This is a genomic window from Leucobacter weissii (assembly GCF_017565745.1).
GTDB classification, from domain to species: Bacteria; Actinomycetota; Actinomycetes; order Actinomycetales; family Microbacteriaceae; genus Leucobacter; species Leucobacter weissii.
On record NZ_JAGDYM010000004.1, the window covers coordinates 474,469 to 496,125 of the forward strand.

At 72.1% G+C, this 21,657-nt stretch carries 16 protein-coding genes; 14 read left to right on the top strand and 2 right to left on the bottom strand.

From position 1 onward, the window contains the following. Positions 1-90: 90 nt before the first annotated feature. Positions 91-819, top strand: a complete 729-nt coding sequence (locus tag J4H92_RS04375) for an alpha/beta hydrolase (RefSeq protein WP_208096449.1) — start codon at positions 91-93, stop codon at positions 817-819. On the opposite strand, the gene J4H92_RS04380 is transcribed toward J4H92_RS04375, so the two are convergent. After that, complete coding sequence (locus tag J4H92_RS04380; protein ID WP_208096451.1) at positions 804-3,608, bottom strand: coiled-coil domain-containing protein; 2,805 nt, start codon at positions 3,606-3,608, stop codon at positions 804-806. The genes J4H92_RS04375 and J4H92_RS04380 overlap by 16 nt on opposite strands. 256 nt (positions 3,609-3,864) lie before the next feature. Here J4H92_RS04380 and J4H92_RS04385 point away from each other — a divergent pair, with 256 nt between their 5' ends. Genes J4H92_RS04385 through J4H92_RS04395 form a run of 3 tightly spaced genes read left to right on the top strand, consistent with a single transcriptional unit; the run spans position 3,865 to position 7,903 of the window. Then, positions 3,865-5,706: a DUF8094 domain-containing protein gene (locus J4H92_RS04385; RefSeq protein ID WP_208096453.1), complete on the top strand. Its 1,842-nt coding sequence runs from the start codon at positions 3,865-3,867 to the stop codon at positions 5,704-5,706. A gap of 2 nt (positions 5,707-5,708) precedes the next feature. After that, a complete protein-coding gene (locus J4H92_RS04390; RefSeq protein WP_208096455.1) occupies positions 5,709-6,659 on the top strand; it encodes a tetratricopeptide repeat protein in 951 nt (316 codons plus the stop codon). 38 nt (positions 6,660-6,697) lie between these two features. Then, positions 6,698-7,903 carry a cysteine desulfurase family protein gene (locus J4H92_RS04395; protein ID WP_279549895.1) on the top strand — a complete coding sequence of 402 codons (1,206 nt, stop codon included), beginning with the start codon at positions 6,698-6,700 and terminating at the stop codon, positions 7,901-7,903. Between the two features lie 15 nt (positions 7,904-7,918). Here J4H92_RS04395 and mnmA read toward each other — a convergent pair whose 3' ends face one another. Continuing rightward, positions 7,919-9,118 (bottom strand): tRNA 2-thiouridine(34) synthase MnmA, encoded by a 1,200-nt coding sequence (gene mnmA, locus J4H92_RS04400; protein WP_341782995.1) that lies wholly within the window; start codon positions 9,116-9,118, stop codon positions 7,919-7,921. A 69-nt stretch (positions 9,119-9,187) separates the two neighbouring features. On the opposite strand from mnmA, the gene J4H92_RS04405 reads away from it, so the two are divergent. The 10 genes from J4H92_RS04405 to J4H92_RS04450 all read left to right on the top strand — a co-directional run bounded on the left by J4H92_RS04405 (position 9,188) and on the right by J4H92_RS04450 (position 21,648). Next, positions 9,188-10,282, top strand: coding sequence for an NAD(P)H-dependent flavin oxidoreductase (locus J4H92_RS04405; RefSeq protein ID WP_208096457.1), 1,095 nt, complete (start codon positions 9,188-9,190; stop codon positions 10,280-10,282). Then, a complete protein-coding gene (ligA, locus tag J4H92_RS04410; RefSeq protein ID WP_208096459.1) occupies positions 10,279-12,732 on the top strand; it encodes an NAD-dependent DNA ligase LigA in 2,454 nt (817 codons plus the stop codon). The genes J4H92_RS04405 and ligA overlap by 4 nt, the downstream gene beginning before the upstream one ends. 125 nt (positions 12,733-12,857) lie before the next feature. Next, positions 12,858-13,463: a DNA-3-methyladenine glycosylase I gene (locus tag J4H92_RS04415; RefSeq protein WP_208096461.1), complete on the top strand. Its 606-nt coding sequence runs from the start codon at positions 12,858-12,860 to the stop codon at positions 13,461-13,463. Positions 13,464-13,522: 59 nt separating this feature from the next. After that, the gene (gene gatC, locus J4H92_RS04420) at positions 13,523-13,858 is read left to right on the top strand and encodes an Asp-tRNA(Asn)/Glu-tRNA(Gln) amidotransferase subunit GatC (protein WP_208096463.1); all 336 of its coding nucleotides are present in this window, start codon (positions 13,523-13,525) and stop codon (positions 13,856-13,858) included. Continuing rightward, positions 13,858-15,411, top strand: coding sequence for an Asp-tRNA(Asn)/Glu-tRNA(Gln) amidotransferase subunit GatA (gene gatA, locus J4H92_RS04425; RefSeq protein WP_208096465.1), 1,554 nt, complete (start codon positions 13,858-13,860; stop codon positions 15,409-15,411). The genes gatC and gatA overlap by 1 nt, the downstream gene beginning before the upstream one ends. Then, positions 15,411-16,925, top strand: a complete 1,515-nt coding sequence (gene gatB / locus J4H92_RS04430) for an Asp-tRNA(Asn)/Glu-tRNA(Gln) amidotransferase subunit GatB (protein ID WP_208096467.1) — start codon at positions 15,411-15,413, stop codon at positions 16,923-16,925. The genes gatA and gatB overlap by 1 nt, the downstream gene beginning before the upstream one ends. Before the next feature lie 29 nt (positions 16,926-16,954). Then, positions 16,955-18,400 carry a GDSL-type esterase/lipase family protein gene (locus tag J4H92_RS15280; RefSeq protein WP_208096469.1) on the top strand — a complete coding sequence of 482 codons (1,446 nt, stop codon included), beginning with the start codon at positions 16,955-16,957 and terminating at the stop codon, positions 18,398-18,400. A gap of 7 nt (positions 18,401-18,407) precedes the next feature. Further along, complete coding sequence (locus tag J4H92_RS04440) at positions 18,408-19,379, top strand: alpha/beta hydrolase fold domain-containing protein (protein ID WP_208096471.1); 972 nt, start codon at positions 18,408-18,410, stop codon at positions 19,377-19,379. A gap of 58 nt (positions 19,380-19,437) precedes the next feature. Continuing rightward, entirely contained in the window at positions 19,438-20,469 is a 1,032-nt protein-coding gene (locus J4H92_RS04445) for a CdaR family protein (protein ID WP_208096473.1), read from the top strand. A gap of 123 nt (positions 20,470-20,592) precedes the next feature. Next, the gene (locus J4H92_RS04450) at positions 20,593-21,648 is read left to right on the top strand and encodes an alpha/beta fold hydrolase (protein WP_208096475.1); all 1,056 of its coding nucleotides are present in this window, start codon (positions 20,593-20,595) and stop codon (positions 21,646-21,648) included. Positions 21,649-21,657: the final 9 nt, after the last annotated feature.

Genomic DNA, 21,657 nt, shown 5'->3' on the forward strand with positions numbered 1-21,657 from the left:
ATCGTCGACTGACGACAACGCCGCGAGACCCCGCGAGCGGGCCGGGGCACGTGCAGTGAACATCCGGCACACGGCACTAGGCTTGCGGGAATGGGACGGATCACGAGCGGAACGGTGCTGCGAGCACGACGGGAAGACATCGAGCTGCGCACCGAGGACGGATTGACGCTGGTCGGAGAACTCGCGCTCCCCGAACGCACCGAGCCCCGTGCCACCCTCGTCACCCTGCATCCCCTCCCGACGCACGGCGGGTACATGGACTCCCATGTGCTGCGGAAGGCTTCGTGGCGCCTGCCCGAGCTCGCCGGGCTCGCCGTGCTGCGGTTCAACACCCGGGGCACCACGTCCCCGCGCGGCACGAGTGAGGGCTCCTTCGGGGAGGGCGAGGACGAGCGCCTCGACGTCGCAGCCGCGATGCGGTTCGTCGCCGAGCGCGGTCTGCCCGATCCCTGGCTCGTGGGTTGGTCGTTCGGCACCGAACTCGCGCTGAAGCACGGGCTCGCTCATCCCATCAGCGGGGCGATCCTGCTCTCGCCGCCGCTGCGGCGCACCAGCGAGGAGGAGCTCGCCGCCTGGGCGGAGACCGGGGTCCCGCTCGTGGCGCTGGTTCCCGAGCTCGACGACTTCCTCCGGCCCGAGGAGGCCATCAGGAGATTCTCCGCGGTGCCGCACGCCCGAGTGGTCCCGGTCGACGGCGCCAAGCACCTCTGGGTCGGCGAGTCGTATGTTCGCCGCGTTCTCGATGAAATCGTGCGCACGGTCGGCACGGCGCCGACGCCGCTGCCGGAGGAGGCGACGGAGGATCAGCTCTCCGGCTGAGCAGCCGTGGCGCCCTCTTCGCGCGGTCGCTGAGCCTCCCCGCCGGGTCGATCCGCCGTCAGCGGCGTCTCGACGGCGCTCTCCGTGACCTGGTTCATCTTCTGCGCGTTCGTGAGCACCTCCCCGAGGCTCTCGAAGTAGCGTGCGACGGCGCCGCGCTCCACCTTGAGCTGGGTCATGCGATCCTCCGCGGCGGCCAGCACCGTCTCCGCGCGGTTCTGCGCCTCGACGAAGGTGACGTGGGCGCGGTGCTCGGCCTCGCGGACGATCTCGGCCGCATCGCGCTCGCCCGCGAGACGCAGCTCCCGGGCTTCTTCGGTCGAAACGCTGATCAGTCGCGCGTGCTCGGCGCGTGCCGCGTCGACCTGCTCCTTCAACTCCGTCAGCAGAGCATTCGCCGCCGCCGCTTGCTGCTGCACGGTGGCCTCCGCCTCGGCCTGGCGGTTCGCGATCTCCCGTTCGAGCTGCTCCCTGCGCTCGGCCGCAGCCTTCTGGAAGTCGGCGGACTCGTGCTCGATGCGCTCGCGCTCCGCCCGGACCGCGGTCTCCACCTCCGTCCTGAGCGACGCGAGAGACTCCTCTTCCGCGGCTCGGCGCTCGGCGAGCTCTCGCGCGGTGCTCGCGCGCAGCAGGTCCGTCTCCTCGTGCGCGGTCGTGCGCAACTGCAGCACTTCGTGCGCGGCGGCCTCGAGCGCGGCCTCCCGCTCGGCGCGCAGCCGTTCCGCGTGCGCCTCCGCCGCGGAGGCGAGCCGCCGCTCGTGCTCGGCGCGCTCGCGTTCGATGTCTGCGGCGAGCTTGGTCCGATCGCGGTCGACCAGCAGCTCGAACTCCTCCCGGTCGGCGCCGAGCAGGGCCGCCGCCTCGGTGCGGTCGATGCGCAGCTTCTCCGACTGGGCGGTCGCGGCGTCCGCGAGCTGCTGCTCGTGCGCCGCGAGACTCGCCGCGAGCTGTTCGCGATGGACGGTCACCTCGTCCGCGAGGGCCGCCTCGTGCGCGGCGCGCTCTCCGGCGAGCGCGCGACGCTGATCGGCGGCCTCCGTCGCGAGCAGCGTCTGCTGCGCCTCGCGCTCGTCGGCCAGTCGGCTCTGATGATCCCGAAGCTCCGACTCCAACCGCTGCTCGTGCTCGGCGCGTTCGTCGGCGAGACGAAGCGCGTGCGATTCGCTCTCCTCCGCGATCCGACGATCGTGCTCGTTCCTCTCGGCCGCGAGATGCTCCTGATGATCGCGGCGCTCGCGTTCGATGGCGCGGTCGTGATGCTCGCGTTCGCGTGCGATCGTCGCCCGGTGAACCTCTCGCTCGTGCGCGATCGCGGTCTCGTGCTCGTTCCGCTCGTGCGCGATGGCGGCCTCGTGCTCGTTCCGCTCGCGTGCGAGTTCGGCCTCATGATCGCCGCGCTCCTGCGCCAGCCGCTCGTCGTGCGTCCGGGACTCCTCGGAGATCCGTCGTTCGAGCGCCTCGCCGAGCTGCGCGAGGCGAGCCTCTTCGGCAGCGGTGCTCCGCTCCTGATCCTCACGGGCGCGCTGCAGCGCCGTTTCGTGCGCTTCCCGCTCCTTGGAGAGCTGCGCCTCATGCTCGGCTATCTCATCCCGAAGCACGCGGTCGTGCTGCGCCAGCTCGTTCACGATCCGCTGCTCGTGGGCGTCTCCGCGGTGCTGGAGCTCCGCCTCGGCCTGCTCCGCCGCACGAGCCCGTTCGCGCTCGGCCTGCGCCGCAGCCGTCTGGAGCTCCGCCTGCAGCGCGGCCCGTTGCCGCTCGGTCTCCGCGAGGTGCTCGGCCCGTTCCTGCGCGATGCGCTCCGCGTGGCTGCTCTCCGCCGCGGCAAGGCGCTGCTGGTGGGTCTGGAGCTCCTCGGCGATGGCGCGATCGTGCTCGGCGCGCTCCTGGGCGATCCGCCGGCGCAGGGTCTCGATCTCGTCGGTGAGCGTGCGCCGCAGCTCGTCCATCTCCGTGTTCAGCGCGCGTTCGCGCTCGGCGTAGCGCTCGGCGTGCTCGGCCTCGGCCCGGGCCGTCCTCGCCTCGAACTCGGCTCGGGCCTCCTCGGCCTCGGCGGCGAGGCGAGCGCGCTCGAGCTCCGCCTCGCGGGCGCTCGCGGCGGTGCGCTCGGCGAGTTCCGCCGCCTCCGCCTCGTTCCGACGTCGGAGATCCTCCGCCTCGGCACGGGCGACCGTCCTGAGCCGCCCGGCCTCGGCCTCCGCCTCGGCGAGCAGCGCGCGGGCCTCCGAGCGAGCGGTCTCGAGCGCTGCGGCCGACTCCTGCTTCGATCCCGTGTCGAGGCGAGCCGCCTCCTCCCGGGATTCCCGCAGGAGGCGTTGCGACTCCTCGCGCGCTCGTGCGCTGAGCGACTCGGCCTCGGTTCGCGCTCCGGCGAGCAGCGCCTCGGCCTGCTCGGTGGAGGACGTGATCAGCTCGTCGGCGCGGGTCTGCGCCTGATCGAGCAGGCGCTTGGTCTCGGCCTCGGTGCCCTTGCGCAGCTTCTCGGCGTCGAGGTCGGCCTGCGCCATCAGATTCTGGGCGTGCTGCTCGGCGATCTTCAGGCTCTTCTCGACCCGGAGGCCGAGCCCCGAGTAGCCGCTCGCCCCGAGTTCGGCCACCTGCTCCTGCAGATCCGAGATGAGCGTCCGCTGCGCCTCGCCGTCGCGCTGCGACTGCTGGTGAGCCGACTGCAGCGATTCGATGTGCGTCTGCAGCGCCGCGATGTGCTCCGAGAGCGTCGCCACCCGAGTATCGACCTCGGCGCGGTTGTAGCCGCGCAACGAGACGGAAAAACGGCTGTGTGCTTCGCTCATGCGATCCTCCGGATCCTGACGGCGATCGTGCTCGTTCCTGAGCCCGCCGTTCTTCCCAACGAACTGAATCATAGCTAAAATGCACGGAGGCCGCCTGCGGATTACCCGGTGTGCCGTGTCGGCGCGGGTGACCCGTGCGTCCCGGCCTGAGAACCGTTCACGGGAAGCTCGGGTAGCGTTGAGAGAATGGTCGCCGCGATCGCGTGCTCGTCGTCGGCGGCCGGATGACTGAAAGCTGACGACGAGAGGAGTCCCGGTGCGCTTCGGGCTGGCCATCACCTTACTCGTGCTCTCCGGAGTCCTCCTCATCCTCGGCATCGGTCAGCGCACCTTTCTCGCCGGACCCGACGAGATCGTCTACTCCTATGCGGGCGTCGAAGCCGACGGCGATTACGCGGTCCTCGACGCTCCCGAACTGGAAGCGGTGCCGGGCGACGTCGAACTCGTGATCGAGGGAGAGAACGCCTTCGCCGCGCGCGGCGCGGCGATCGATGTCGAAGCCTGGGTGAGCGCATTCCCCCATGCCACGCTGCGCGCCGATTCCGGTGGCGCGCGTCTGGTGAGCGAGGATCCCGTCGCCGCCGATCCGGAGACCGCGGAGGACGCGCAGGGCGCCGATCCTCGGGGCAGCGACCTCTGGCGCTCCGAACAGGTGGGCCCGGGCCGGATGCCGGTGACGCTCGAGCAGAACGAGTCGATCATCGTCGCGACCGGGGCGGGGACGGGCGTCTCGCTCGCGTGGGCACAGGACCGGCGGACCCCGTGGGCGGGCCCGCTGCTCGCTGCCGGTGCCCTGTTCGCGATCGCCGGCCTCGTGCTCTATCTCCTGGCGGTGGATCATGATCGTCGCGGTCTCGGTCCGCGCCGCGGGCGGAGGGGGCCGCTGCTCGGCCTGCGGAACATGTTCGGACGTCGCCGGAGGACCCGCAGCGGGTCCGCCGCGTCGTCGGCTCGGAGCGGGAACGGAGCCCGCGCCGGTCGTCGCGCATTGCCGGTGCTCGGCATCGGACTCGCCCTCGCGCTGACGGGCTGCTCGCCGAGCTACTGGCCGGATTTCTCCGCCGAGGAGGCGGCGACGGATGCGCCGACGGGCACCGGCGAGACGACGACCGCCGCACCCGTGCCGGTCACTCCCGAACAGCTCGATCGCATCGTCGGCGAGATCGTCGCCGCGGCCGGAACGGCCGACGACGAACTCGACGCGAAGCTGCTCGAGGCCCGGTTCACCGGAGACGCGTTGGCGCAGCGCAGCGCGAACTACGAGATCCGGGAATCGGTCGATTCCTACGACGCTCCTCCCCGGCTGACCGACGAGGCGCTCGACTACGAACTGGTGCAGAGCACCGAGGGATGGCCCCGGACCGCCTTCGTCACGGTGGAGTCCCTGACTCCTGCCGGGACCGAGGAGGACGAGGACGGCTCGGAGGACGGGGGCGGGTCGGAGGCCGTGCGCGCCGATGCCGTTCAGGAGTCGATCGCCTCGCCGTCCCTCGCGCTCGTCATGACGCAGGAGACTCCTCACAGCAATTATCTGGTGTCGCGCGTCATCGCGCTGCGCGGGGGGATCACCATGCCGACGGCCGCGCCGGCGGAGGAGGGGACGGCGCTGCTCGCAGACGACCTGCAGACGCTGCTGCTGCCTCCGGGCGAGGTCGGAGGCGCGTACGCGAGGATCTTGGCCGGCGAGACGGACACCGAGGAGGCGGCGCTCTTCGACCTGACGGACGACACGATCATCGAGAAGAGCGGAGCGGCATGGGTCGCCTCCGCCGAGGACGCCGCCGACGAGGACGATCAGGATGTCCGCTATTCGGTGAAGACGGCTCAGGCCGAGACGCCGAACGTGAGCCTCTCGACCGGCACCGGCGGCGCCCTGGTGACGACGACCGTGATCGAGGAGCGGGTCGAGCGGGCCGGCGAGGGATGGAAGCCCAAGGCGGTCGGCGCGGTCTCGGCGCTCTCGGGCCTCGAGGGACAGCAGGACCGCATCGTCAGCGAGGTAGCGCATCAGCTGCTGTTCTACGTGCCGAGCAACACGGGGGATCAGCGGATCCAACTCCTGGGATACACGACCGAACTGGTGGGGGCGAGGAAATAATCATGGTGCAGCACATTCCCGGCGGAGCCGTCGATCTCAGCCACCTGGCCGCGGCCGGTCAGCCGCGCGGCGCAGCGGTCGACGCGAGCGGGGCGGGAGCGGGCCCGGTCGGCGCGGTCGAGCTGCCGTCGCTCGTGATCGAGCTGACGGACCGGACCTTCGAGCAGGCGGTCCAGCTGTCGAGCACGGTTCCCGTCGTCGTCGATCTCTGGGCGGAATGGTGCCAGCCCTGCAAGACGCTCGGTCCGGTGCTCGAGAAGCTCACCGACGAGTTCGACGGACGCATCGTGCTCGCGAAGGTCGACGTCGACGCGAACCCGGGCCTCGCGCAGGCGTTCCAGGCGCAGTCGATCCCGACCGTCGTCGCGCTCGTCGGCGGGCGCCCCGTTCCGCTCTTCCAGGGAGCGGTGCCCGAGCAGCAGGTGCGCGAGGTGTTCACCCAGCTGCTGCAGCTGGCCGAGCAGCAGGGGGTCTCGGGGCGCGTCAGCACTCCCGACTCGCCCGGCGGCGAGGCCGACGATCCCGGCGCGACACCGATCAATCCGGCCCATGCCGAGGCGCTCGACGCGCTCGAGCGCGGCGACTACGCGGCGGCCGTGCGCGCCTACGAGGCGGTGCTCGCGAAGGCCCCGGCCGACCAGGAGGCTCGCGACGCGCTCGCCCAGGTCAAGCTCCTGCACCGCCTGGAGGGAGCGAACGCGGATGAGGTCCGGGCGGCCGCCGCCGCGAACCCCGGCGATGTCGCCGCGCAGGTGCTGGTGGCGGATCTCGACCTCTCGGGGGGTCACGTCGAGGACGCGTTCCTGCGGCTGCTCGAGCTCTTCGCCTCCTCAGAGGACGAGGACGCGAGGACGCGGATCCGCGAACACCTGCTCGAGCTCTTCGCCGTGGTGGGCGTGGCCGATCCGCGAGTGATCGCGGCGCGGGGTCGCCTGGCGAGCCTGCTCTACTGAGCCCGACGTCCGTGCGCGTGAGACCGGGGTCTGAACGCTTGCGAACCGCGTCAGGGGCCTACCTCGACCACGCCGCGACCTCTCCGATGCCCGCGGAGGTGCTCGATGCGTACGTCTCGGCCCTGCGCACGGTCGGCAATCCGGCTTCGACGCACGGGCACGGCCAGCGCGCCGGTGAACTGCTCGAGACCGCCCGGGAGCGGATCGCGATCCGCCTGGGGTGCGACCCGGCCGAGGTGATCCTCACCGCGGGCGGCACGGAATCGGTCAACCTCGCGGTGAAGGGGATGTACTGGGCGCGGCGGCGCAGGGGATCCGGGCCGGTGATCCTGGTGCCGGAGGGCGAGCACCACGCCACGATCGACGCCGTCGAGTGGTTGCGCGACGCCCAGGGGGCGCGGCTGAGGTGGTTGCCGCTCGACGCGAGCGGCGCGCTCGATCCGGGTGCGCTCGCAGCCGCGGTCGAGGAGGAGGGCGCCGAGCGCATCGCGCTCGTGTCGTTCCTCTGGGCGAACAACGAGGTGGGCACGGTGCAGCCCGTCGCCGAGCTGACGGCGCTCGCCCGAGCGGTCGGCGTGCCGTCGCACGTCGATGCGGTGGGCGCGCTCGGACAGGTTCCGGTGGATTTCGCCGCGTCCGGCGCCGCGGCGCTCTCCGTCTCGGCGCACAAGATCGGCGGTCCGGTCGGCGTGGGGGCGCTCGTGCTCGGCCGGACGACCGCGGCCGACGCCCTGCTGCACGGCGGATCGCAGCAGCGCGCGCGCTCCGGCACGCAGGACGTCGCCGGGGCCGTCGCGTTCGCGGCGGCGCTCGACCTCGCCTACGGCGCCGATCGCGACGGCGCCGGGCGGGCGGCCCGGATGACGCGGCTCGCCGCGCTGCGGGATCGCCTCGTCGCGGGGGTGCGGGCGGCGGTGCCGGACGCCGTGCTGCGCGGTGCGGATCCGGCGGAGGCGGGATCCCGCCTGCCCGGCAATGCGCACTTCACCTTCCCCGGATGCCAGGGCGACTCGCTCGTGTTCCTCCTCGACGCGGCCGGCGTGTCGGCGTCCGTCGGATCCGCCTGCACCGCGGGCGTGGTCGAGGTCTCGCATGTGCTGCGGGCGATGGGGATTCCGGAGCAGGAGGCAGCGGGTGCGCTGCGCTTCACCCTCGGCCCCGAGACGAGCGGAGCCGAGGTCGACGCCCTCCTCGCGGCGCTGCCGGACGCCGTCGCCCGCGCCCGCGCCGCCGGTCTCTCCTGACCTGCACCGAGGCGCTCAGGGCGACGCGACGCGTTGCGCGCCGGTTGCGCCGGGCGCGCCCTCGCGCCCGGAGGCGGGGAGAGCCCGGTCGATGGTGAACTGCCCCAATACGCGAGTGCCGAGGTAGAGCACGGCGCTCTGGCCCGGTGCGACCCCCCGGAGCGGTTCGGCCCGGTCGAGGTCGATGTCCACGACGAACTCGTGCGTGGCCCCGGCGCGATGCTGCTCGGTGCGCTCGTGCTCGTCGATCGGGGTCAGCCGCGCGGTCGCGGGCACCGGATCGGCGTGGGCGCGGATCTGCACCTCGCAGTCGAAACGCTCCGCGAGGTCGAAGCCCGGCTCGCCCGTGAGACTCGTGCGGCCGCCCGCGATGCGCCCGATGGAGAGCTGTTCCTTCTCTCCGACGACGAGCTGATTCGAGACGGGGCGGATCGAGAGCACGTAGCGGGGCCTGCCACCGGCCGCCGGGCGCCCGATCGCGAGACCGCGCCGCTGGCCGACGGTGTAGCCCGGAGCGCCGTCGTGGGTTCCGAGGACCTCGCCCGACTCGTCCACGATCTCGCCCGGCCGGCGCTCGAGGCGCTCGCCCAGCCAGCCCCGCGTATCGCCGTCCGGGATGAAGCAGATATCGTGGCTGTCGGGCTTCTGGGCGACCTGGATCCCGCGCCGCTGCGCCTCGGCGCGCACCAGGTCCTTCGACGGGGTGTCGCCCAGGGGGAAGTAGCAGTGGGCGAGCTGCTCGGAGGTGAGGACGCCGAGGACGTAGGACTGATCCTTGGCCCAGGCGCTCGCGCGGTGCAGCTCGCGGCCGTGGGGGCCGTTCACCAGGGTGGCGTAGTGTCCGGTCGCGACCGCGTCGAAGCCGAGCGCGATCGCCTTGTCGAGGAGCGCCGCGAACTTGATCTTCTCGTTGCAGCGCAGGCACGGGTTCGGGGTGCGACCCGCGGCGTACTCGGCGACGAAGTCGTCGACCACGTCCTCCTTGAAGCGCTCGCTGAAGTCCCAGACGTAGAAGGGGATGCCGAGCAGGTTCGCCGCGCGGCGCGCGTCCATGGAGTCCTCGATCGTGCAGCAGCCGCGGGATCCCGTGCGCAGGGTGCCCGGCATCCGGCTGAGGGCCAGGTGGACGCCGACCACCTCGTGACCCGCCTCGACCGCGCGCGCCGCGGCGACGGCGCTGTCGACGCCGCCGCTCATCGCTGCCAGAACCTTCACCCCGGCAGTCTACGCGAGCGCGCGCGGACGTTCGAGGGCGTGCGAGCCGGAGCGTGGCAGACTGGGGGCATGGCCGACGAGCTGCTCCGCTCCCTCGGGATGCGCCTCCCCGTGATCCAGGCGCCGATGGCGGGCGTCTCCACCCCCGAGCTCGCCGCGGCCGTCTCGAACGCCGGGGGCCTGGGCTCGCTCGGCCTCGCCGGCCAGAGCGCCGCGCAGGCGCGCGAGACGATCCTCCGCACACGGAGCCTCACCGGTCGCGCCTTCGGCGTGAACGTGTTCTGCCACCGTCCTCCGCGGCGGGCGCCCGAGACAGAGGAGGCGTGGCTGCGCTATCTCGCGCCGCTCTTCGCAGAGCTGCACATCGATCCGCCGCACGCCCTCGAGCCCGTCTACGCGAGCTTCGCCGACGACGACGCCCTGCTGGAAACACTGCTCGAGACGCGCCCCGCGCTCGTGAGCTTCCACTTCGGGCTGCCCGGAGCCGATCGCCTGAGCGCCCTCCGCGGGGCCGGGATCCGCACCCTCGCCACGGCCACCAGCCCCCACGAGGCCGCGCTCGTCGAAGCGGCGGGCGTCGACGGCATCGTCGCCCAGGGCATCGAAGCCGGAGGGCACCGCGGCGTGTTCGATCCCGACGCGACCGACGAGGGGCTGCCGACCGCAGCGCTGACGCGCCGCCTCGCGACCCGGACGGGGCTGCCGGTCATCGCCGCGGGAGGGATCGCCGACGGCGCCGGCGTGCGCGCCGTCCTGCAGCTCGGAGCCGTCGCCGCGCAGCTGGGCACCGCGTTCGTCGCCTGCCCGGAATCCGGGGCGGACGCCTCGTATCGCGCGCGTCTCGGAGACGGCGCGGCGACCACGCGCCTGAGCCGCGCCTACTCCGGCAGGCCCGCCCGGGGCCTCGTCAACGCCTTCATGGAATTCTGCGAGCGTCCTGATGCGCCCCGCCCGCCCGACTTCCCCATCGCCTACGACGCCAACAAACGGCTCGCCGCGGCCGCGAAGGCCGTCGGGCGCAGCGGTATCGCGCCGAACTGGGCCGGCCGATCCGCCGGCCGCGCCCGGGCTCTCCCCGCCGGCGAGCTCGTGCGCGCCATCGCCGCCGAGCTCCACGGGGCTCCCGACCGGATCACCGAACCGCACCCTAGAATCGGACCGTGAACACGGACACCCCCGATCCCCGATCAGTCGACCCCGCCCCGTCCCGCGCGGTCGAGGGCTTCGACGCCGCGCGCTCGGAGAGCGAGCGACTGACGACCGAGATCGAGCGGTACCGCACCGCCTACTACAGCGAGGCCGTGAGCCTCGTCTCGGATGCCGAGTACGACGCGCTGATCCGGCGCCTCGCGGAGATCGAGCGGGAGTTCCCCGAACTGGCGGGCCTCGACAGCCCCACCCAGCAGGTGGGCGCAGCGATCGTCTCGGCCGGGTTCCCCACCCACGAGCACGCGGAGCGGATGCTCAGCCTCGACAACGTGTTCACGATCGACGAGCTCCGGGAATGGGCGGAGAAGGCGCTGGCCGCGGCGGGCCGCGAGGTGCGCTGGCTGAGCGAGCTGAAGATCGACGGACTCGCGATCAGCCTCGCCTACCGCGACGGCGTGCTCGAGACCGCCACCACCCGCGGGGACGGACGCGTCGGCGAGGACATCACCGAGAACGTCGAGTTCATCCCCGCGATCCCGAGGCGGCTGGAGGGGAGGGGGTGGCCGCGCTTCTTCGAGGCGCGCGGCGAGGTGTTCCTGAGCGGGGCGGACTTCGCGGCGCTGAACGAGCGGCAGCACGAGCTGCAGGCCGAGCACGCGGCCGAGCAGCGGGCCAAGGGGGTTCCCGAGGATCGCATCTCGGTGCGCTACCCCGAGTTCGCCAACGCCCGCAACACCGCGGCGGGCAGCCTGCGCCAGCGCGCCGAGAAGAAGAACCCGCGCGAGCTCGCGCTCATGCGGGAACGGCTCGGCCGCCTCGCGCTCTACCTGCACGGCACCGGTGCTTGGGAGCAGCGCCCCGACGGCGCCGGTGCTTTCACGCAGCGCCCCGACGGCGCCGACGCGCCGGACCAGGACGCCGAGGTCCCGAGCCTCGAGAACCAGAGCGACGCCTATCGGCTGATGGCGGAGTGGGGGCTCCCCGTGTCTCCGCACACCCGCGTCCTCGACACGGTGGACGAGGTGGTCGCCTTCGTCGAGGACCGCGGCGCGCACCGTCACGATTTCGAGCACGAGATCGACGGCGTCGTCGTGAAGATCGACGAGCTGGCGCTGCACGCCGAGCTCGGCGAGACCAGCCGTGCGCCGCGCTGGGCCATCGCCTACAAGTACCCGCCGGAGGAGGTGCACACCGAACTGCTCGACATCCGCGTGGGCATCGGGAGGACCGGGCGCGCCACGCCGTACGCGGTCATGGCGCCGGTGCGCGTCGCCGGCTCCACCGTCAGCCAGGCGACCCTGCACAACCAGCAGGTCGTGCAGGCGAAGGGCGTGCTGATCGGCGACACCGTGGTGCTGCGCAAGGCCGGAGACGTGATCCCGGAGGTGCTCGGCGCGGTGGTCGAGCGGCGCGACGGCAGCGAGCGGGAGTGGCGGATGCCGTCGCGCTGCCCGGAGTGCGGAGCCGAGCTGCGCCCGATGAAGGAGGGCGACATCGATCTCCGCTGCCCGAACGCGCGGGACTGCCCGGCGCAGGTGCGCGGCCGGGTCGAGCACATCGGCTCCCGGGGCGCGCTCGACATCGAGGTGCTCGGCGAGATCACCGCCGCCGCGCTCACGCAACCCGAGGTGCCGGAGGACCCTCCGCTGAAGACGGAGGCCGCGCTGTTCGAGTTGACGCTCGAGCAGCTGGTGCCGATCGAGGTGATCGTCCGCGACAGCGAGACCGGCGAGCCGGTGATCGACGAGAAGACGGGCGAGCCCGCGCGCCGGATGCCGTTCCAGCGCTGGAGCGCGGCGGGCTACCCGCCGGGGTGGGCCGAGAAGACGGCTGCCGAGCGCCGTGCCGCGGGTATCCGGAAGGACCACCGCGAGGTGCTGCCCTCCAAGGACGCGGAGACCCTCCTGGCGGAGTTGGAACGCGCGAAGACGAGCCCGCTGTGGCGACTGCTCGTCGCGCTGAACATCCGGCACGTCGGGCCGGTGGCGGCGCGCGCGCTGGCCGACTGGTTCGGCTCGCTCGAGGCGATCCGCTCCGCCACGGTCGAGCAGTTGGCCGAGGTGGACGGGGTCGGCGAGACCATCGCGCGATCGGTGCTCGACTGGTTCGAGGTCGACTGGCATCGCGAGATCGTGGAGCGCTGGGCCGCGAGCGGAGTGCAGTGGGCGACCCCGGGCCATCCCGGTCCCGGGGCGGCGGACGAGAGCGGCGGCGTCCTCGCCGGACTGACGGTGGTGGCCACCGGCGCGCTCGACGGCTTCACCCGGGAGGGCGCCAAGGAGGCGATCATCGCCGCGGGAGGCAAGGCGGCGTCGAGTGTGTCGAAGAAGACCGACTTCGTGGCGGCGGGTCCGGGGGCGGGGTCCAAACTCGCCAAGGCCGAGGAGCTCGGCATCCGGGTGCTCGACGCGGAGCAGTTCGCGGTGCTGGTCGCCGAGGGACCGGAGGCGCTGGAGGAAACCTGAGCCGGGCACGTCCGAGGCGCGCCTCCGAGTTATCCACAGATTTCGCTTTGTTCCGATGCCGCGCTCCTGCGCTCTCTACTCTGGTGCGAAGACATACCGCAGACGACCCTCTCGGAGGTACGAACATGTCGATCGCCGTTCCCGCGACCCGCGCCGCCTGGGCGCTGCAGGATCCGCTGCTCACCGCGTACTACGACGAGGAGTGGGGCATGCCGGTGCGCGAGGAGACCGGCGTGTTCGAGCGGCTCTCCCTCGAGGCCTTTCAGGCGGGACTGTCATGGCTCACCGTTCTGCGCAAACGCGAATCCTTCCGGCGCGCATTCGACCGCTTCGACCCCGAGATCGTCGCGGCCTACGGCGCGGCGGACATCGAGCGGCTCCTGGCGGACACCGGCATCATCCGCAATCGCCGCAAGATCTCGGCGACGGTGCGCAACGCCGCGGCGACCCTGCGACTGCGCGACGAGGGGACCGACCTCGCGGCTCTCGTCTGGTCGTACATGCCCGAGCGATCACCGGCGCCGCGCGGCGACGACGAGGTGCCGAGCACCTCGCGCGAGTCGGCGGCGCTCGCGAAGGAGCTGAAGCGCCGGGGCTTCTCCTTCGTGGGGCCGACCACGGTGTTCGCGCTGATGACCGCGATCGGCATCGTCGACGCCCACCTCGTCGACAGCCCGCGGAGGGGATGCTCCGGGCTGTGGAACCGAGACGGCACCCGGGTAGGCGAATAGCGGCTCGTGGGGAATAGGATGGTGGGGCCCACCGATCCAGTTTCCCCCGATGGAGCAGTATGCCCGACACCCTTGCGGACTCCGGCGAATCGCAGGGCGGTGAGATCACGGCGCAGACCGTCGAGCATCTCGCCGGTCTTGCCCGAATCGCCCTCACCGACGACGAGATCGCCTCGCTGACCGGCGAGCTCGGCTCGATCCTGCACAGCATCGCGAAGGTGAGCGAGGTGGCCGGCGGCGACGTCCCCGCCACGAGCCACCCGATTCCTCTGGGCGACGTGACGCGGCCCGACGAGGTCGCGGACGTGCTGACGCAGGAGCAGGCGCTGGCGAACGCGCCGGATGCGGCCGAGGGACTGTTCCGGGTCTCCTCGATTCTGGGGGAGGAGCAGTAGTGGACGACGTGATCCGACTGACCGCGGCCGAGCTGGCTGCCCGGCTCGCCGCCGGCGAGGTCACCTCGGTCGAGGCGACGCAGGCGCACCTCGACCGGATCGCCGCGGTCGACGGCGCCGATGACCGCGGGCTGAACGCCTTCCTCGCCGTCGACCCCGAGGTGTCGCTGGGCGCCGCCGAAGCGATCGACGCGCGCCGCCGCGCCGGAGAGCCGCTCGGTGAGCTCGCCGGGGTGCCGCTCGCGATCAAGGACGTGCTCGTCACGACCGACTTCCCCTCGACGGCCGGCTCCCGCATCCTCGAGGGCTATCGCTCTCCCTTCGACGCCACCGCGGTCGCGAGATCGCGCGCGGCGGGTCTCGTGCCGATCGGCAAGACGAATATGGACGAGTTCGCGATGGGCTCCTCCACCGAGAACTCGGCCTACGGCCCCACTCGCAACCCCTGGGCGCCGGGCCGGGTGCCCGGCGGATCCGGCGGCGGCTCGGCCGTGGCCGTGGGCGCCTTCGAGGCGCCGCTCGCGCTCGGCAGCGACACCGGCGGCTCGATCCGCCAGCCCGCGGCGCTCACCGGCACGGTCGGGGCCAAGCCCACCTACGGCGGCGTGAGCCGCTACGGCGCGATCGCGCTGGCCTCGTCGCTCGACCAGATCGGCCCGGTCGCGCGCACCGTGCTCGACACCGCGCTGCTCCACGACGTGATCGCCGGGCACGACCACCGCGATTCCACCTCGCTGCGCCACGACTGGCCCTCGATGGCCGCCGCCGCCCGGGCCGGGGCCGCGGGGGAGTCGCTGCGCGGCCTGCGGGTCGGCGTGGTCGCTCAGCTCTCGCTCGAGGGCGCCCAGGACGGGGTCACCGCGCGCTTCGACGAGGCGCTCGCCCTCCTGCAGGCTCAGGGCGCCGAGATCGTCGAGATCGACGCGCCCCACTTCGAATACGCCGTCGCCGCGTACTACCTGATCCTGCCGGCCGAGGCGTCGAGCAATCTCGCGAAATACGACTCGGTCCGCTTCGGGCTGCGCGTCGGCCCGGACGGGGCGGCGAACGGCACGGTGGAGGAGGTGATGAGCGCCACCCGCGAGGCCGGGTTCGGCTCGGAGGCGAAGCGCCGGATCATCCTGGGCACCTACGCGCTCTCGGCCGGCTACTACGACGCGTACTACGGCAGCGCGCAGAAGGTGCGCACCCTCATCCAGCAGGATCTCGCCGCGGCCTTCGAACGGGTCGACGTGATCGCCTCTCCCACGGCGCCGACGACGGCGTGGGAGCTCGGATCCCACCACGGGGATCCGCTGCTCGACTATCTGAACGACGCCACGACGATTCCGGCGAATCTCGCCGGAATCCCGGGGCTCAGCGTTCCGGTCGGAACAGCCGTCGAAGACGGCCTGCCGGTCGGTCTGCAGCTGCTGGCGCCGGCGTTCGAGGACGCCCGGCTGTACCGCGCCGGAGCCGCGCTCGAGCGCCTGATCGAGGATCGCGACGGCCGGCCCTTCTGGGCGCAGGCGCCCGAGCTGAACGGCCACATCGGCGGAAAGGCGGCGAGCTGATGGCGAAGACCCGGTTGATGTCCTTCGAAGAGGCGCTGGAGCGCTTCGAGCCGGTGATCGGGCTGGAGGTCCACGTCGAACTCAACACGAGGACCAAGATGTTCAGCTCGGCGCCGAACGCGTTCGGCAGCGAGCCCAACACCAACCTCACCCCCGTCTGCCTGGGCCTCCCCGGTGCGCTCCCGGTCGTCAACGACGAGGCCGTGCGCTCGTCGATCAGCCTCGGTCTCGCACTCGGCTGCGAGATCGCAGAGGTGTCGGGCTTCGCTCGGAAGAACTACTTCTACCCGGACATGGCGAAGAACTATCAGATCTCGCAGTACGACGATCCGATCGCCTTCGACGGCTCAGTGGAGATCGAACTCGCATCGGGACGGGTCGTGCACGTGCCGATCGAGCGGGCGCACATGGAGGAGGATGCGGGCAAGCTCACCCACGTGGGCGGATCGACCGGGCGCATCCAGGGGGCCGAGTACTCGCTCGTGGACTACAACCGCGCCGGTGTGCCCCTCGTGGAGATCGTCACGCGCCCGGTGTTCGGCGGCGAGGCGGACACGCCCGAGATCGCGGCCGCATACGTCGCGACGATCCGCGAGATCGTTCTCGCGCTCGGCATCTCCGACGCCCGCATGGAGCGCGGCAACCTGCGCTGCGACGCGAACGTGTCGCTGCGCCCGCGGGGCAACGAGGGCGCCGGGATGGCCGTGCTCGGCACGCGCACCGAGACGAAGAACGTCAACTCGCTGCGTTCGGTGGAGCGCGCGGTGCGCTTCGAGATCCAGCGCCAGGCGCGCATCCTCGCAGACGGCGGCTCCATCACCCAGGAGACCCGGCACTGGCACGAGGACACCGGGGAGACCTCGCCCGGGCGGCCGAAGAGCGACGCCGACGACTACCGCTACTTCCCCGAACCCGACCTGGCGCCGCTCACTCCCTCGCGCGAGCTCGTGGAGGAGCTGCGGGCCGCGCTGCCCGAGCATCCGACGCTGCGCCGCCGCCGGCTGCGCGAGGGATGGGGCTTCTCGGCGCTGGAGTTCCAGGACGTGGTGAACGCCGGCCTGCTGAGCGCGATCGAGGCGACGGTCGGCGCCGGCGTACCCGCTCAGACCGCCCGCAAGTGGTGGACGGGGGAGATCGCCCGGATCGCGAACGAGCGCTCGGTCCCTCCGGCGGATCTGATCTCGCCCGAGCAGCTCGCCTCCGTGGTGGCGCTCGTCGATGCGGGAACGCTCAACGACAAGCTCGCGCGCCAGGTGATCCAGGGCCTCATCGACGGCGAGGGCACCGCCGAGGAGATCGTCGAGGCCCGCGGCCTCGCGGTCGTCTCCGACGACGGCGCGCTGATCGCCGCGATCGACGCGGCGCTCGCCGAGCAGCCGGATGTGCTGCAGAAGATCCGCGACGGCAAGGTGCAGGCCGCCGGCGCGGTCATCGGAGCGGTGATGAAGGCGATGCGCGGCCAGGCCGACGCGGCGCGCGTGCGCGAGCTGATCCTGGAGCGGGCCGGGCACTGATGCTGAGCAGCAGGGCAGAGGATCGCGTCGTGCCGTTCCGCCGTTCCGTGATCGGCGGCCTGCTGCTCGCCCTCCTGCTCTCGTTCCTCGTCGCTCCCGCGCCGTCCGCGCAGGCCGCTTCGGACCGCAGGGTGAGCGCCTCGGTCGTCAGGAAGACCGTCGACCCGGGCGCCGCGATCACGGTCAAGGCCAAGGTATCGGGCTTCACGCGCACACCGATCGTCCGTCTGCAGGAGCGACGGGAGGGGCGCTGGGTCACCGTCAAGCGGCTCACCCGGACCTCGAAGCACCACTACCGGACCACGCTCACGCGGAAGACGGCCGGGGTCGCGAGCTTCCGCGTGCTGGCATACGAGTGGCGCTCGGGCAAGCGCAAGGTCGAGCGGCGCTCGCTCATCCGCAAGGTCCGGGTGCGGGCGGTCACGACGCTCACGGCGAGCCAGTCCGCGACCGAGACCACCGGGAAGAGGATTCTGGTGGAGGGGCGGGTCAGCCCGGCGTTGCCCGGCGCCCGCATGACCCTGCAGCGCAAGACGGGCGCGAGATGGGTCGACGTCCAGTCGGTCAAGCCGGATGCCGGCGGCCGCTTCTCCCTCCGGCTGTGGCCGGGCGAGGGGGCTGCGGTGTTCCGAGTGAGCCGGGCGGCGCAGGATCGTTCGACCCGGGCGGTCAGCGGATGGATCCGGGCCAGAGGAGTGGAACCCTCGGTCTGCGTCCAGCCGCTCGCCGGTGACGCCGAGCTGCGGCAGTCCCTGCGCGACCGTCTCGCACGCAGTTCGGAGCATCCGGTGGTGATCGTCGGAGCGGGATCGTCGACGACCTCCGGCTCCGGCGCCTCGCAGGAGATGAACCGGTGGCTCAACCGCTTCGCCGCGGCGCTCTCCGCCGATTTCGACCTGTCCGGCAACCTCCCGGCGCCCGTGCTCCGTCAGGACGCGTTCGGCTGGAGCGAGCCGCGGGAGACCTCGGGCATCCACGTCGTCAACGTGGGCGTGGGCGGCGCCACCTCCGAGAGCTACCTGCTCCGCGGCTCGCCGGAGACCCGGCTCAGCAGGGTCGCCGGACTCGCCCCGGACATCGTGGTGCACTTCGTCGGCTCCAACGACTATCGGAAGAGCCGGGATCCCGTCGCGGACTACACGCCGGATCTGCGGCGGTCGATCGAGGAGCTGGACGGACTCCTGGAGGGCGGGGAGAAGCCGATTCACGTGCTCGTGCACGCCTACCGGCCGATGAGGCCCACCGGGCTGCCGTTCCCCTGGGCGGCGTATCGCGATGCGATGGCGCAGGTGGCCGCCGAGGATCCCGAGCGCCGGGTGAGCATCGACCTCTCGAAGTGGTTCACGGATGCCGGGGCCACCGCCTCAGACCCGTGGAACCTGATCCGCGGCGATCTCGTGCATCCGACCGACGCCGGGCACGAGGCGCTCGACGGTCTCATCCGCCGCGCGCTCGACCTCAACCGCGACTGCTGAGGCGGCGATGACGCCCGGGCACCGCGATCGCGCCGCCGATGTCTTCGATCCCGAGCTGCGCGCGGCGCTCGCCGTCGTCGGGGGAGTGTTCCCGCCGACGATCACCCCCGGGCTGATCCCGTTCATGCGGCGTTCCTACGCCTCACCGCCGCGCGACGAACTGCTGCGAGGCCACGATGTCGAGATCGAGGACTTCGACTATCCGGGATACGGCGGCGCGGCGATCGCGGGATCGATCATCAGGCCGGCCGGAGCGCGGCCCAGCGCCGTGATCCTCAGCTTCCACTCGGGCGGCATGATGTTCGGAGACCGATTCAGCGGTGTCGATCTCGCGCTCGACTGGGTCGCGCGGCTCCGAGTCGGACTCGTCACGGTCGACTATCGTCTGGCGCCCGAGCATCCCCATCCGACCCCTTTCGAGGACTGCTACGCCTCGCTCGTGTGGCTGGCCGCGCACGCGCGTGAACTCGGCTTCGACCCCGAACGCGTCCTGATCGCCGGAGCGAGCGCCGGCGGCGGACTGGCGGCCGCGGTGGCGCTCGCGGCCCGCGAGCGCGGAGGCCCCCGTGCGGTCGGGCAGCTGCTCGACTATCCGATGCTCGACGATCGGGGCGTCACGGATTCCACGCGACGATTCGACGGCGTGGGCGTCTGGGACCGGGTGAGCAACGAGACCGGATGGAACGCGCTGCTCGGCGACGCGGTCGGCGGGGGGACGGTGTCGCCCTACGCCGCGCCGGCGCGGGCGGAGACGCTGGCCGGGCTGCCGCCGGCCTATCTGGACGTCGGGGCGGCGGAGATCTTCCGGGACGAGACGGTGGATTATGCGCAGCGGATCTGGCGCGACGGCGGCGACGCGGAGCTCCACGTCTGGCCCGGCGCCTTTCACGCCTGCGACATCTTCGCCCGGCACACCGGCATCGCCAGGGCGATGATCGAGACGCGTCTGAGATGGCTGCGCCGCCGCTTGGAGGATTGACCGCACTCTGGCAGACTGCTGCACAAGCCCGGAGGCCGGCACACGAAGAGGTGGCACCATGCAAGAACTGCTCGGCAGGCTCGGTGCGCTCGATCCCGAGGCCAGCCAGTCGTTGCGGGTGGTGGCGTGCTTCGACGAGCTCATGGCCGGGGGCGTCGGCGTCCGCGGCCTGATGAGCGCCGCCGCGGCGCTCGCGGGTCGGCCGGTCGGGCTCGTCCGCTCCCCGGGGCACGCCGCGGAGGTGGTGGGTCCGGACGGCATCGCCCTGGCGCCGGTCCCGCCCGGCTCGAACCGGCATCGTGCGGATCCGCTCACCGTCTGGATCGTGGACGAGGACCTCCCGACGGTCAACGACCGCATCATCCTCGAACGTCTCGCCCTCGCGCTGCAGCTGCGCCTGAACGGCGGAACACGTCCGGAGCGGCGCGATCTGGCCAGCCTGATCGACCCGGAGACGCCCCGGTCGGAGCGCCTCGAGATCGCCGTGCGGCGGGGTCTCGACGCGGGCCTGCCCCACCGCGCGGTGGCGACGCCGCTCTTCGCGACGTGGCGCCGGCGTCCCACGGGGCTCGAGGACGTCGTGCCGACCGAGCACGGGCCGGTGCAGCTCTCGATCGTCGACGCGCGCGCGGAGGCGGCGGCCGATCCGATCGGGATCAGCCGCCCCGCGGACCTCGTCGGACTGCCCGCCGCCGCCCGCTCGGCTCTGGTCTGCCTGCGGCTGTGCACCGCTCGGGAACCGGCGGTGCGCGCGGACGAGCTCGGCGGCTTGGCCGAGGTGCTGGCGGACGCGCCGGCGGATCGACCGCCCGATCAGGACGAGCTCGCTCTGGCCGCGCTGGCGGAGCAGACGCCCTGGGTCGGAGAGACGGTCGAGGCGCTCACCCGCGCCTCGACCGCGCGCGAGGCTGCGCGGCTCGCGAGCGTGCACCACAGCACGATGAACGCCCGCCTCGACACGATGACCGGGGCGCTCGGCTATCATCCCCTCGACGGGCTGGGGCGTGCGAGATTCGCGCTGAGCGCTCTGCGCTGGCGTCTGCGGCGCTCGGAGGCGTTCGTGCTCCCGCCGCCCCCCGCCGGACGCTGAGCGGACGACCGCCAAGTGGCGGGGTCGCGGCTCGCATCCGGGTCGCGTTGTCGGTTCTGCCCGCGCCGTGCGCCGCGCATACTTGGGGATGTCCGCATCCGAACCCACAACGAGGTGGTCATCATGATCGACAACGCCTACTACTCCAGCGACATCCACCAGGACTTCGACATCGTCTCCGTCGGCCGGCTCGAACTCGAGGAGGGCGGCGTCATCGAGGACACCACCCTCGCCGTCCGCACCTGGGGCACCCTCGCTCCCGCGAGGGACAACGCGATCCTGATCCCGACCTGGTATTCGGGCACGCATCAGATCTGGGCCGACGCCTACATCGGTCCCGGCCACGCGCTCGATCCGGAGAAGTACTTCATCGTCTGCGTCAATCAGATCGGCAACGGGCTCAGCGTGTCTCCTCACAACACCGGCGATCCGACCATCGCGATGTCGAGGTTCCCGCGCGTGCGCATCGGAGACGACGTCGTGGCGCAGGAGCGGCTGCTGCGAGAGCGCTTCGGGATCGAGCGCCTCGCGCTGGTCGTCGGCGGCTCGATGGGGGCGCAGCAGAGCTACGAGTGGGCGGTGCGCTTCCCGGACCAGGTGCTCCGGGCCGCCCCCATCGCAGGCACCGCGAAGAACACCCCGCACGATTTCCTGTTCACCGAGACGCTCAACGAGCAGATCTGGTCGGATCCGGGCTGGAACGGCGGCGAGTACACGAGCCACGAGCAGGTGCGCGACGGGCTGATCCGTCACGCCCACCTGTGGGGCACGATGGGGTTCTCGACCGAGTTCTGGAAGCAGGAGAAATGGTCGGCCCTCGGCTTCGGGTCGAAGGAGGGGTTCCTCACCGGCTTCCTGGAGCCCTATTTCACCGCGATGGATCCGAACGCGCTGCTCGCGATGGCCTGGAAGTGGCAGCGGGGCGACGTGTCCCGCCACACCGGCGGCGACCTGGCCGCGGCACTCGGCAGGATCACCGCCAAGACGTTCGTGCTGCCGATCAGCGAGGACATGTTCTTCCCCGTGCGCGACTGCGCCGCCGAGCAGGCGCTCATCCCGGGCAGCGAGTTGCGGGTGATCGACGACGTTCATGGGCATCTCGGTCTGTTCGCGGTGGACCCGGGCTTCATCCCCCAGGTGGATCGGCACCTCGGCGACCTGCTGAGCCTCCCCGTCTGACCGCGCTCC